The sequence below is a fragment of the Sanguibacter sp. 25GB23B1 genome, assembly GCF_040012415.1.
Classification (GTDB): domain Bacteria; phylum Actinomycetota; class Actinomycetes; order Actinomycetales; family Cellulomonadaceae; genus Sanguibacter.
Map to the genome: position 1 here is coordinate 45,429 of NZ_JBDYKL010000030.1, position 13,500 is coordinate 58,928.

General features: G+C 74.9%; 8 protein-coding genes. All 8 read left to right on the plus strand.

Annotated elements, in window-relative coordinates; all coding sequences use genetic code 11:
* Positions 1 to 16 precede the first annotated feature (16 nt).
* The 8 genes from ABKW26_RS15385 (at position 17) to ABKW26_RS15420 (ending at position 13,448) form a co-directional block, all read left to right on the plus strand.
* A complete protein-coding gene (locus ABKW26_RS15385; protein WP_348594733.1) occupies positions 17 to 526 on the plus strand; it encodes a hypothetical protein in 510 nt (169 codons plus the stop codon).
* Positions 523 to 2,127: a baseplate J/gp47 family protein gene (locus ABKW26_RS15390; protein WP_348594734.1), complete on the plus strand. Its 1,605-nt coding sequence runs from the start codon at positions 523 to 525 to the stop codon at positions 2,125 to 2,127. The genes ABKW26_RS15385 and ABKW26_RS15390 overlap by 4 nt, the downstream gene beginning before the upstream one ends.
* Positions 2,120 to 6,523, plus strand: coding sequence for a hypothetical protein (locus tag ABKW26_RS15395; protein WP_348594736.1), 4,404 nt, complete (start codon positions 2,120 to 2,122; stop codon positions 6,521 to 6,523). The genes ABKW26_RS15390 and ABKW26_RS15395 overlap by 8 nt, the downstream gene beginning before the upstream one ends.
* Complete coding sequence (locus tag ABKW26_RS15400; RefSeq protein ID WP_348594738.1) at positions 6,520 to 7,518, plus strand: hypothetical protein; 999 nt, start codon at positions 6,520 to 6,522, stop codon at positions 7,516 to 7,518. Before ABKW26_RS15395 ends, ABKW26_RS15400 begins: the two co-directional genes overlap by 4 nt.
* A gap of 11 nt (positions 7,519 to 7,529) precedes the next feature.
* On the plus strand, positions 7,530 to 11,717 hold the full coding sequence (locus tag ABKW26_RS15405; protein ID WP_348594739.1) for a helix-hairpin-helix domain-containing protein: 4,188 nt from the start codon (positions 7,530 to 7,532) through the stop codon (positions 11,715 to 11,717).
* Positions 11,718 to 11,788: 71 nt separating this feature from the next.
* A complete protein-coding gene (locus ABKW26_RS15410) occupies positions 11,789 to 12,139 on the plus strand; it encodes a winged helix-turn-helix domain-containing protein (RefSeq protein WP_348594741.1) in 351 nt (116 codons plus the stop codon).
* Complete coding sequence (locus ABKW26_RS15415) at positions 12,136 to 12,423, plus strand: hypothetical protein (protein WP_348594743.1); 288 nt, start codon at positions 12,136 to 12,138, stop codon at positions 12,421 to 12,423. Before ABKW26_RS15410 ends, ABKW26_RS15415 begins: the two co-directional genes overlap by 4 nt.
* Entirely contained in the window at positions 12,420 to 13,448 is a 1,029-nt protein-coding gene (locus ABKW26_RS15420; RefSeq protein WP_348594745.1) for an NAD(P)-dependent alcohol dehydrogenase, read from the plus strand. The genes ABKW26_RS15415 and ABKW26_RS15420 overlap by 4 nt, the downstream gene beginning before the upstream one ends.
* Positions 13,449 to 13,500: the final 52 nt, after the last annotated feature.

Sequence of the window (13,500 nt, forward strand, 5' to 3'; positions counted from 1 at the left end):
GACCCTGGAGGTCATCATGAGCGTCCCGACCCTCGGGCCCGCGCGCGAGGAGCTGCCCGGGACGGACCTGCGCCTGCTCGGGAACCTCCTGGTGGCCGAGCAGCGCGAGCGTGGCTCCGACCTCGTCGTGGGACCACGCGCGTCGGCTGCCACCGAGACGCCCGGCGAGGTGGTCCGCAACGACGACCTCGTCCCGGTGACGGGCTTCGAGAACCTCCAGCAGGCTCTCCTCCTGCGCTTCCTCACGGAGGTCGGCGAGCTCGCGCACCTGGGCCACCCGACGTACGGGAGCCGGCTCCACGAGCTCGTCGGGCTGCCGAACACGCCCGCGACGCGCGACCGTGCCCGGCTCTACGCGCTCCAGGCGCTCACCGCGGAGCCTCGGGTGGCGCAGGTGCGCACGCTCACGGTGACGACCCACCCCACCGATCGCACGACGATCCTCGTGCGTGCCGCCGTCGTCGCCATCGACCGGGTCACCGAGCTCAACCTCGTCCTGCCGGTCCCGCTGGGAGGTGCGCTGTGAACATCGACACCGACAGGCTCGTCCACCGGCCGTTCCGGGACCTCGTCGACGACATCCTCACGTCCGTGGTCGGGGGCATCGTCAACGAGCCGGTGATCTTCGACGTCAAGGTCCTCACCTACCCGCTCGCGGAGCCGGCGGTCGACGTCCGGCGCATCACGGGGACGGCCGACGGGGCGCCGCGGTCGTTCCTCGTCGCGATCGACTTCGCCTTCACGGGGACGGACACGAACACGGTCGTGTGGCTCGAGGACGGGACGCGCCCGGACGACGAGACGACGTTCTACGTCGACTACCTCAAGGTCGACAGCCGTTCGCCGTTGTCGGACACCAACGTCGGGTCCGTCACGCGGACGCTCACCGAGGCGGTGGGGCGCGAGATCGCGACGGTGTACGAGCAGATCAACCTTGCGTACCTGTCGGCGTTCGTCGAGACGGCGACGGGTGCGGCGCTCGACCACGTCGTGGCGATCCTCGACGTGACGCGCAAGAGCGCCGAGCACGCCGAGGCCCTCGTGACGTTCTTCCGCGCGGCGGGTCTCGACGGCGACATCACCATCCCGGCGGGCACGCGGCTGGCGTCGCTGGACGGCGCGGTCCTCTTCGTCACGTCGCAGCCGCGGACGCTCCAGCGTGGCCAGGTGCGGATCGACGTGCCGGCCCGGGCGGACGTCGGCTTCGCCGGGGAGGCGGGCCTCGTCGCTGCGGGGACCATCACGGAGATGACGCAGCCCATCCTCGGCATCTCGGCGGTGAGCAACCTCGACGCGACCGTCCGGGCAGCGGCCGACGAGACCGACGACGAGCTGCGCACCCGTGCGCGCTCCGTGCTGCGGTCGCTCGGCAAGGCGACGATCGCCGCGCTCGACCGGGCCATCCGCGAGGGGCGCGGCACCCCGGTCGAGTTCTTCGACCCCGGGTCCCCGCTCGCGTCGCGCTCGGCGCCCGGCACGGTGACGGTCGTCGTCGACGCGGAGCCCGAGCGCCTGCCCAGCCTCGCGGCCGCGGTGCACACGACGCGCGCGGCCGGCGTGGTCGCGACCCTCGTCGCGCGGTACGTCTTCATCACGCCCCGCGTCCGGGCCGTCATCACGCCGGGGCTGTCCGCGCCGGGCCAGGACCAGGTGCGCGCCGACATCGTCGCTGCCGTCTCGGCCTACGTCGACGGGCTGACGCGCGGGGACCCGGCCGACGGCGCGACACTGCTCGCAGCGGTCCGCGGCGTGGACGACGTCGTCGAGGCAGTCGTCGCGGACGTCGTCGTCGCTCGGGCGGACCTCGCCGGGCCGGAGGGCGACGCCGGCCTCGTCGACGCGCTCGTCCAGGCCGTCACGCTCGCCCCCGGAGCGGACTCCGCCGCGCTGCGCGAGGTGATCGTCGGCGCGGTCGCCGCCGCCGGGACGCGGGCGCCGAGCGGCGGACGCATCCCCGACCGCTCCCTCCTCGTCTCCACCGATCCCGAGCGGGCCGGCGCGCCCGCGACGGACGCCGACCTCGACGCCGCCACGTTCCAGGTGCTCGCCACGGTCGCCGGAGAGCCGTGGTGGATCGCCCTCGACATGCACTCCACCGACGTCGGGACGGAGGCCGGAGGTGCCTAAGGCCGACCGCATCCTCGCGAACCTCCCGCCGACGTTCCGGCTGCGGGGCGACCCGTCCGCGCTGCGGGCGCTCGCCGACGCGTACGGGGGCGAGCTGCAGAGCGCGGAGAACGCGCTCGTCGCCGTCATGCGTGCGCACTGGGTCGACTTCGCGGACGCCGGCGACCCGGCGGTCCTCGACCTCGCACGGATCGGCGCGCTCTACGGGCTGGCGCCGCGGCCGGACGAGAGCGTCGAGGAGTTCCGTGAGCACCTCAAGCGGTTCGTCCGGGCGCAGCTCGAGAGCACCGTCACGGTCGAGGGGATCGTCCGCATCACGGCTGCGACGCTCGGACTGCACGTCGAGGAGCCGCTCGACACGTGGTGGGAGCGGACCGAGGAGCTCGTCGTCACGCAGGTGCCGCGGGGAGTCGACGCGGCGACCCGCGTCCTCGGGCTCCCGGCGGTCCTCGCGGTCGGCGCCGACGCCCAGCCGGGTGTCCTCGTCGGCCTCGTCGACCTCCGCGACGGCGTGGACCTCCGCGAGCGCAGCATCCTCTCGGTCTCGATCGACGGCGAGGGCGGCATCCCGACGGACCTGCGGGAAGGAGCAGCGGACCCGGCGGCCGTGACGCCGGACGAGATCGTCGCGGCGCTGGCCGAGAAGCTCGGGCGGGACGACGTCGCCCGGATCGAGGACGGCCGTCTCGTCCTCGTCTCGCCGACGACCGGGGCCGGTTCGGTGGTCGCGGTGCGGGACGTGACGGGCGACGCCGCCGACCTCGTGCTGGGGCTGCGACCGCGCACTTACGCCGGTGCGGCACCGACGCGTGCGAGCATCACCGGGACGGCGGACCTCTCGGCGGCCCTCGACCTGCGGGCCGAGCGCTACCTGCGGCTCCTCGTGGACGAGGACGTCGCGGAGGTCGACTGCGCTGCGGGTGCCGCCGATCCCGCGGCGGTCGACGTCGCCGACGTGGCGGCAGCGATCGACGCGGCCTTCGGGGCCGCGGTCGCGACGGAGGACGGCCGGTTCCTCACGCTCAGGTCGCCGACGACGGGGGCGGCCGGGTCGGTCGTCGTCCTCGAGCCGGCCGCCCAGTCCGCGGCGGCGCTGCTCCTCGGCGACGCCCCGCGGGCTGCTGCGGGGAAGGACGCCCGCCCGGCGCGCCTCGTCTCCGACCGGTCGATCGGTCTCGGCGTGGACCTGTCGGAGGGCTCGGCCCTGCGGATCCGGGTCGACTCGGAGGACGCGGTGACGATCGACGTGGCGGGCGTCGACCCGGGGTCGACCCGGCCGTCCGAGATCGTCGCCGCGGTCAACGAGGGTCTGGGCGCGCAGTGCGCGTCCCACGACGGCGACCGGCTCAGCCTCGTCTCTCCGACAGCGGGCACAGGGGGCGCCCTCGTCCTCGAGGAGGCCGCAGGGGACGCGGCGCTCGACCTCCTCGGTCTGCGGCCGCGGTCGGGGCGGGGTTCGCCGCGGCGGACGGCGAGCGTGACGGGTGCGGCGGACCTCCCCGAGCACGTCGACCTGTCCTCCCGGTACCTGGTGTCCGTGCGGGTCGACGGTCGGCCTGCGGTGGAGGTCGACCTGCGGACGCACGCCGCCGATCCCGCGGCGGTCACGGTCGCCGAGATCGAGCAGGCTCTCGACGCAGCCCTCGGCGCGAGCGTCGCGACGCACGACGGCGCGCACCTCATCCTCGTCTCGCCGACGCCCGGTGCCGCCGGCCTGCTCGAGGTCGCACCGCTGCGCACGACGCTGCGTCGGCGCTTCGTCACGCGCGCCCGCGTCACCGACGACGCGGCCACGACCCTCTTCGGCTTCACGTCTCGTTCCGCGACGGGATCGCCCGCGACGAGCGCCCGCCTCGCCGGCACCCGTGACCTCTCCGGTGGTGTCGACCTCACGGTCGCCGACCGGCTCCGGGTGGTCGTCGGGGACCGGGCACCGGTCGAGGTCGCGTGCGCGGGCCCGAGGGCGCGGGCCACGACGCTCGACGAGATCGTCGACGCGCTGAACGCGGTCCCCGGCCTCGAGGTCACGACCGACGGCCGCCGGGTGGTCCTCCACGACCCGACCGAGGGCGGAGCGTCGCGGGTCCGCGTCGAGGCACCCCGCGAGGCTGACGCGCGCGAGGCGGTGCTCGGACGCCCGCCGGTCGTCGTGCAGGGAGCGGCGGCGACGGGGGTGAGCCTCGTCGGGACGGTCGACCTCACGGACGGTGTCGAGCTCGCGGCGGACGCGGCGCTGCGCCTGGCGGTCGACGGTGGGCCGGCGACCGTCGTCGTCCTCGGTGACGGCACCGGCACCGCGACCGTCTCGCTGAGCCGGATCGCCGCGCTCGTGAGCACCGCGCTCCTCGCTGCCGGGGCGGGCGCGCCGGTCGCGGCGCACGACGGGTCGCACCTCGTGCTCACGTCCCCCACGGTCGGGGTGGCGAGCGCGCTCGTCCTCGAGCCGCCGTCGGCGGGGACGGACGCGACGGCCGCTGTCCTGGGCGTCACGCACCGCAGCTACGCCGGACGTGCTGCCACGACGGCGCGGGTCGTCGGGGTGGTCGACCTCACCGGCGGCGCCGACCTGCGGGTCACCCACCTCCTGCGGGTGGCCGTCGACGGCGGCGCTCCCGTCACCGTCGACCTCACGGCCGCCGTCCCGGACGGCTCCCGGGACGCCGTCGACTCCGCGACGATCACCGCGGCCGTGCGGTCCGCGACGACCGCCGACGCCGCCACGGCCCCGATCCCCGGTGGCATCGGTCTCGCGATCACGTCCCCGACCGCCGGCCCGTCCAGCCGCATCGAGGTCCTCGTGGCGACCGCGCCCGACGCGGCGCCCGCGATCCTCGGCGTCGCGGACACGGAGGCCCGCGGCGTGGACCCGACGCCCGCCGTCGTCGAGGGGACGGTCGACCTCCTCGCTCCAGCCGATCTCGGCGACCGGTCCGTGTTGCGCCTGTCGGTGGACGGCGGAGAGCCCGTGGACGTCGACTGTGCGGGCGTCACGCCGCGCACCACCCTCCTCGGCGAGGTGCTCGCCGCCCTCGACGACGCGCTGCCGGGCGTCGCCCAGGCGAGCCCGGAGCAACGGCTGCGGCTCGTGTCGCGCACGACCGGGCCGGCGAGCCGCGTCGACGTCCTCGCGCTGCGCCACCTCGAGGTCGTCGAGTACCCGCCGACGACCGCCACCGTGGACGGTGCTGTCGCCCACGGCAGCGTGCTCACCCTGACGAGCGCGGGCTCCGCGGACGTCCGCGCCCGCGTCGAGCTCGACGCGACGCACGGCGTCGCCGGCCCCCGGCTCGCCGACCCCGCCGCCGGGTGGTCGGTCCGCGTGACCGAGGCTGTCGGTGCCGGCGCACGGCTCACCTTCCTCCCGCTGAGCGACGGCGGCGTCCAGGTCGACGTCGACGAGCGCGGCGAGCGACGCACCCTGCCCGGCGGGTCCGTGCACGTGGACCCGCCGCCCGGGACCACAGCTGCCCGCCACGGACGCGTGGTCGCGCTCACCGTGCGCCGCGGCCGCAACCGCTGGTCGTGGACCGAGTGCGACGCCGCGCGCTTCGATGCCGCCGTGTTCGACACGGACCGGTTCGCGGGCGGCCCGTGCACCGAGCAGGCTGTGTTCGACGTCAGCCGCTTCGCCGCGACGGCCGTCCCCGCGGTCTTCGCCGCGAGCGCGAGCGTCGAGCAGACCGGTCACGTGCACGTCACGTGGGACGCGCACACGGCCGGGGCGTTCGAGGTGAACCTGCCGGCGGAGCTCGACCGCCGCTTCGGGGAGCCCTTCGACGTCGCCCGCTTCGGCTCCGCCGGGCCGGAGCAGGAGCCGGGTGTCGTGACCGACCCGGTCACGGACGCCGACTTCATCGGGACCCGGCTCGCGCGGTCGAACCTCGTCCGGGCGGAGCCCGTCCCGACGGTCCCCATCGGCTGGCGGCCGGTGCCGCTGCCGTTCCGCACGCCGGTGCACCTCACGCTGGGCCGTGACGAGGTCGGCGGCGGTGTCGGGTCGGAGCCCGGGGCCCCACCCGGCGACGGGCCGGACGGCGAGCTCGACGGCGTCGCGCGGCTCTACCTGTCGGCGCCCGGGCTCGAACCGGGCTTCCTCCGCGTCCATGCGACGTCGCGGGGTGCCTGGGGCAACGACGTCTCGGTGTCGGTCCGGCTCGTCGGTCCGGAGATCTACGACGTCGAGGTGCACTACCCCGGGACCCGGTTCGAGAACGCCCGGGCCACCGTGCTCGGCCCCTCGGCGCCGACCCTCGCCCAGGACCTGCTCATGCCGAGCCCCGTCGGGGTCGGCACCGCGAAGGCGGCGGGAATCCGCGCCACCGTCACCCGGGACGGCGTCACCGCCTTCCCGCCCCACCAGGACGGGCCCGGCCCGCTCGAGGAAGGATCATCATGACCGAGACATCAGTGCCGTACGTCGAGCAGGAGCCCGGCGACATCCTCACCGCGGACGCGTGGAACGCCATGCAGCGCAAGATCCGCGACGACATCGTCAGCACCACCCAGGCTGCCGCCGACTCCGTCACGCACGTGGCGCGCGCCGACGACGCCGGTCGTCTCGACGGCCTCGACCTGGCGGCGCTCACCGACGAGGTGACCAAGCGCGTGCTCGACGACGTGCGGGGCCGGACCGGCTACCAACAGCTCTTCAAGGTGCTCAAGGGGGAGGAGATCACGGTCGTCGAGCACGGGCTCGGGACGCCGCCGCTCGTCGACGTGTACAAGCTCGAGTACTTCGAGGTGGCCACGCGTGAGGACGACGAGACCCGGGCGTCGTTCGCGACCCTCTACCTGTGCAACGCGGAGGAGCGTCGCGTCCGGGTGCCGAACACGTCCGGCGGGCGGCGGGCGATCGACATCCAGCCGCCCGACGGTCCCGATCTCGGGATCCCGCTCAAGGACATGCTCGCGCGCTACGACGTCCAGTACACGGACACGTCGAGCCTCGACGACCTCGAGACCGAGTTCTGGCAGGCGTTCTTCGCGTCGCCGAACGACCGCTTCAACGACGACCAGTACTCGCACTCGCCGTGGTTCGAGCGCTGCTGCAAGGAGCACCAGAACGTCAAGCGCCTCAAGGACAACGGTGACTGGGACGACATCCTCTTCATCGTCCACCCGCGCAAGACGGTCAACCTCCTCTTCGGGCTCGACGACCTCCGGCGCTTCCCCCGCCCGGCGAACGTCCTCGTCCAGCACCTCGACAACAACCGGACGGCGTTCGGCTTCCGCCCGCCAGCGGTGCACGACGAGGGCGACGAGGCGCGCGCTCGCGCCTACATCAACGACCCGGACGGTCCCGTCCTGGACCCCGGCGACGACGAACCGGGCGACGACGGGATCGGCCGGTTCGAGCGCGAGCTCAAGCTCATGATCCTGCTCAAGGTCTGACGGAGGGCATCGTGGAGGTCCGGGCGCGGCACGTCGGTCGGGGGTCGCCGTTCGAGCGCGAGCGGCGCCTCGTGCTGCGCCGCATCCCCGTCGGCGCGGTCGTCACGCGGGCGACCGTGACGCTCACGCCCGTGAGCACGGACGCGGGGGCGCGCTTCGTCGAGACGCTCACCTTCGCGCCGGGCACCGTCCCCGGGAGCTGGGGCGCGACGAAGGTCGTCACCGCCGGCGCGCTCGAGGTCGACCTCCATGCACGGCGTCGGCTCGCCGGGCTGACCGGCTCAGGGCTCGGACCGGTGGCGGCCGTCCACGCGCCGTTCCTCGTCGACCTCGGTGGCGGCTACCTCGCCGTGGACGAGGACGGTGGGTTCACGGACGCGTCGCGGCTCGCTCTCGCCGACAGCATGAACCTCCCCGGCCTGACCGTCACCGGCTTCCGGGTCGCCCGCGGCGGCACGGACCTCTCGGCCCTGCGCGTCTCCTCCCCGCCGAGCAACGTCCTCCTCGCGTTCGGCGGCGGGCCGGTCTTCTTCACGCACCTCGGCGACCTCGTCAGCCCGGTGACGACTCCCGACGTCTCTGACCTCCTCCAGGCGCTCCTCCCGCAGGCCGACGTCGAGAACGGATGCTCGGTCGTCGAGCTCGTCATCCGCTCGGACGCGATCACCCGGCTCGACGTGGGGCTCGATCTCGAGCTCTCGCTCGCGGTACCTGCTGCGGGCGGGCCGGTCGCCCAGGCGCCCTACCGCTACGACGGCATCCCGGTCGACGGCGCGGGGACGACGACGGTCCGCGTCCCGCAGGGCTGCACGGTCGTGGCCGGCGGCGTCACCGGTCGCGTCCAGGGCGCGTTCGCCGCCACCCAGGTGGTCTACGGGCCGGTCACCGACCACGCAGTCTCCGCCGCGGGCACCGCCTCGACGGTCGGGGTGACGCTCGTCCCCGTCGAGGCCGGGCACAGCGTGGCGCAGGCGTTCGTCACGGACAGCACCGTGGTCGCCACCTCCGTCGACCTGCCGCTCGTCGCCGTGACGGCGTCCGCGACGCTCGCGGTGGACCTCGTCGACGACCTCGACGGCAAGCCGGGATCCACGTCGTGGCTCCCGCGCCCGGCGACGCTCTCCCTCACCCGCGAGACAGCGGGGAGCCCGACGTGGCTGAGCACCACCCTGCCGCGCGAGGTCGAGGTGCCGGTGGGCCGGCGGACGTGGCTCGTCGTCCAGGCGACCGAGGGGCGGGCGGCGTGGAGCGCGCACGCCGGGACCGCGTCGGCTCCTGCGGCGGCGGGCATCGCGCCTCTCCCTCCGCTGCCTGCGCTCCACGCGACCCGCGACGGCGGGCTGTCGTGGCGAGCCGTCCCGGCCGGGGAGGGGGCCGACGCCGGCAGCCCGCTCGCCGCTCCGCTGCGTCTGCGCAGGGTCTCGACGGCCCCGCACGTGCCGATCGAGCTGCGGGTGCGCTCCGGTGCGGGCGAGGTGCCGGTGTCGTTGCAGCACCTCGCGGGCACGGGAGAGATCGACCTCGAGCTCGCCACGCTCGACGTCGCGGGCGCGGTGAACACGGTCCTCGCCGGTGCGGGCGGTGTGCCGCCGACGGCCGAGCACGTCGCGAACGGCACCTTCGCCGAGTGGTACCGCCTCGGTGGCGCTGTGCGGCGGGCGGGCACCCTGACCACGCGCTCGGGGGTCGTGGAGCGGCCCTCGTCGCACACGATCGCGACGTTCGACCCGGGCGGGACGCGTGCCGTCGTCCTCGGGCCGGTGGACGACAGCGTGGACCTGCGCCTCCTCGCCTTCGACGTGCTCTCGGGTGAGCGGGAGCTGGCGACGACGGTCGGGGAGGGCGTGCCCACCGGGGTCGGGTGGCATCCCGCCGGGCGGCTCCTCGTGGTCGGCACCGACCCGGGGACCGGGTTCAGCACCGAGGCTGGCTCGGGCGGCGGCACGCTCCTGCTCGTCGACCCGACGACGGGGTCCCGCGTCGGGATGCCGGTGGGCGTCCCCGAGGCGGTCGTGGCGTGCGCGGCGGCGGGCGACGGGAGCGGTGTCTACGTCCTCGGTGCGGACCAGGCCGGCCCGGACGGGAGCGTGGCGGGGGGAGTGCTGCGGCACGTCGGCTGGGCCGCGCTCGAGGAGGCGGCGCTGGGCGCGCCGCTCGACTGGGACGCGCTCCCGGTCGACCGCCCCCCGGGAGCCCCGGTCGCGCTGGCGGCGGCCCACGACGGTTCGGTGGTGCTGCTCGCGGCTGCCCCGCTCGGCGCCGACGCCGCACGTCTGTACTCCTACCGCAGCGTCGCCGCGGTCCGCGCGCGGGACTCGCGAGAGGCCCCCGCGGCGGCGTCGCGCGACGCGGTCGCGGTCGCGTGCGCCGCCGGCGAGGTGCTCGTCCTCACCCCGACGAGCGTGCGGGTGCTCGGCCCGCACCTCACCGTCGTGTCGGAGGTGCCGCTCGACGCACCGGCGTCGAACGGCGGACGCGCCCTCGCGCACGCGATCGCCGTCGATGCCGCCGGCACGATGGCCGTCGTCGCGCTCGAGGACCGGGTGGACGCCGTCGACGTGTCGCGCCGTCGGGTCGTCGGGTCAGGCCGCGTCGGGACGCCCGTCGGGGAGGGGACGGTCCGGGTCGCGGTCAGCGCTCCGGGCACCCACGCGGTGGTCACGCGCAGCGACGGGCTGACGAGCGAGCTGCTCACCGTCGGCGACGCGCTGCCGGTCGGATGGGAGCTCACGGCGGGCCGCGTCCGACCGGTGAGCCTGCCGGGCACGGGCGAGGTCCTCGCGCTGCTCGGAACCTCTCCGAGCTACGGTGAGGTGAGGCGCGAGCCCGTCGGTTCCGGCCCGGCGTCGCTGTCCCAGGTCGTGCCGGTCGCCGGGGGAGCACGCTACCGCTTCGCGTTCGACGCGGTGAGCGTCGGGGACGGCGCCGTCGCGCAGGTGCGCTGGCGGGGTGACGGCTGCACGCCCGAGCGCACCGACAGGGTCGCCGTCGCGGTGTTCGACGCCGACGCGGGGCACTCCCTCGACCGCGTCCCACGGTACGAGCGCGTGCTCGTCGCGCCCTCGGGGGCCACCCAGGCCGAAGTGCGGTTCTTCACGCCGGACGCCCTGCTCGCCGTCGACCGGGTGAGCCTCGCGGGGACGACGGCCGTGACGACGAGCTCGTGGGACGCGCCGTCCGCGGGCCTGACGGTGACCCCGACGGAGAGCGGCTTCACGGCGACGAGCGCGGGCGCCGCCGGCGGTGCGGAGGGCTCGGTCGCGCAGAGCGTCGGCGTCCGGGGCGGGCAGGACTTCACGCTGGTCGTCGCGGCGAGCGTGGCGGGGACCGCGAGCTCGGCGGGTCTCGGGGCGCCGGGCGACGCGGACGGACCCGGCGCCCGCCTCGAGCTGGCCTTCGCTGCGGCGACGGGCGAGCAGGTCGGTGACGTCGTCGTGCTGACCCTCGGTCCGCTCGACCTCGACGCGCACGCGGCGTTCGGCGTGGTCCCGGAGGGAGCGGAGGAGGCGACGCTGTCGCTCGTCGTCCCGCCGGGCGGCACGGTCGAGGTCACGGAGCTCGCGCTGAGCGTCGGCGACGCGACGGAGGTCGAGCTGTACTTCGCGTCCGAGGCACCCGGCGACGTCCGCACGAGCGGCGCCGGGGTCGTCGTCGACGCCGCGCCGCCGCAGTCCGTCCCCGTCCCGCCGGGCGGCCTGTGCCCCTCCACCCCGCCGGGCGACGGGCCCGACGGCGAGTCCTGCTACTGCCAGGGCTGCGGACGCCGAGGTCCTGTGGTCTCCGGGCGACCTGCTGTGGTGGCCGACAGCCGACCCGTCACCGTGACCCCGTGCCCCACGTGCGGTACCGACCGGGTCCGGGCAGGCGGCCGGGTGGTCCTGCGCGCTCAGCCCGTCGCGCTCCCACGCTTCGCCGCGACGGACCGGCCGGCGCTCGCGGTGGCCGACGGGTCGCGGGGGCCGGCGATCGTCGCCCGGCTGCGGGTGGACCGTCCGGTGACGGACGTCGTGCTCGTCGGGCAGGCGCGCGCCGTGCAGCTGCGCGCGCTGGGGATCGCGGACGTCGTGGCGCTCGCCCGGGCCGACGCGGTCTCCGTCGCCACCCTGCCCGGGGTGTCCGACGCGATGGCCGAGCGGATCATCGCGTCTGCGGCGGTCCTCGTGCGGGAGGAGGGGCACCGCGAGCTCTTCGCCTGGTGAGGGCACCTGAAAGAAGTTGTTGACACGTCTCCTGACACCTGTAAGACTCTTCTTACACACCAAGGAGTGACGTGACACACGACGAACCGACCGGGGATCACCTGGTCCTCATGCTGGCGGCCCTCGCGAACCCGATCCGTCTGCGGATCATCGCGCGGCTCGTGGACGGCCGGGAGTACGTGAGCCAGCTGGCCCGCGACATCGGCATCAGCCGGCCCCTGCTCCACATGCACCTGCAGCGGCTGGAGGCGGCAGGTCTCGTCGCCGGCAGCCTCGAGCTCTCGCAGGAGGGCAAGGCCATGAAGTACTTCGAGCTCACCGGCTTCGACCTGCACCTCACGCCGTCCGTGCTCGCCGCGGCGGCCGCCACCCTCACCCGACCGGGCCCTGACCAGGGCCTCACCCCTCAGGAGAACCCGTGAACTACATCAGTGCAGACAGCGACGTGAGCGGACCCGAGGTGGCCGCGTTCGTCGGCCTCCTCGTCTTCGTCATGTTCCTCGTGGGCGCCGCGTGCGCCACGTTCCTCGAGCTCCGCAAGACGAAGATCGACGCCAAGCAGGACGAGGACATGCGTCAGCTCGTCAGCCGCTACGAGCGGCTCGCGGAGAACACCCTCGACGCGCAGCAGCGCACGGCGGCCGACGTCGCCGAGCTGCGGACGCGGACTGCGGCCGTCGAGCAGATCCTGCGGAGCGTCGAATGAGCGCGCCGGAGCGGGGCGGGGCGCGCGTGGCGTCGCGGGCCGGGTTCATGAAGGCGATCGTGCAGGACACGTACGGCGGGCCCGAGGTCCTCGAGCTGCGCGACGTTGCCGTCCCGGTGCCGAAGGACGACGAGGTGCTCGTCCGCGTGCGGGCGTCCTCGGTGAACGCCGCCGACTGGCACCTCATGCGCGGCAAGCCGTACTTCATGCGGCTCGTGGGATTCGGCATCCGGGCGCCCAAGGTCCGCGTGCGGGGGATGGACGTCGCCGGCGTGGTCGAGGCGATCGGCTCGAAGGTCACCACGGTGCGCGTCGGTGACGAGGCCTACGGGCAGGGCGACATGCATGCTGGGACGTTCTCCGAGCTGGCAGTCGTCAAGGAGACGAGCCTGGCGGCGAAGCCCGCGTCGCTGACCTTCGAGGAGGCGGGCGCGGTGCCCCTCGCCGCGCTGACCGCGCTGCAGGGGGTGCGGGACAGCGGTGGCGTGAAGGCCGGCCAGCGCATGCTCATCAACGGGGCGTCGGGCGGCGTCGGCACGTTCGCGGTGCAGATCGCCCGGGCCCTCGGCGCCGAGGTGACGGCGGTGTGCAGCACCCGCAACGTCGAGCTCCTCCAGGAGCTGGGCGCCGACCGCGTCATCGACTACACCCGCGAGGACTTCACACGGACGGGGGAGCGGTACGACGTGGTCTTCGACCTCGTCGCGAACCGGTCGCTGACGGCACTGCGCAGAGCCCTGACTCCGCGCGGCACGCTCGTGCTCTCGGGTGGTGGGGGTGGGAAGCTCCTCGGGCCGATGCCGCTCATCATCCGTGCGGCGCTGGTGAACGTGTTCGTGGGTCAGCGGCTGACGAACCTCGCGGAGTCGGTGAACTCGGCGGACCTCGCGTACCTCGCCGGCCTCATCGAGAAGGGTGACGTGAAGCCGGTGATCGAGCGCGTCTACCCGCTCGCGGAGACCGCCGCAGCGATCCGCCAGCTCGAGGACGAGCACGCCCGAGGCAAGCTCGCCATCACGCTCTGACCCGCACCCACGGAGCCGGACCCCGATCCCGACCCCGAGCCATCCCCCCATC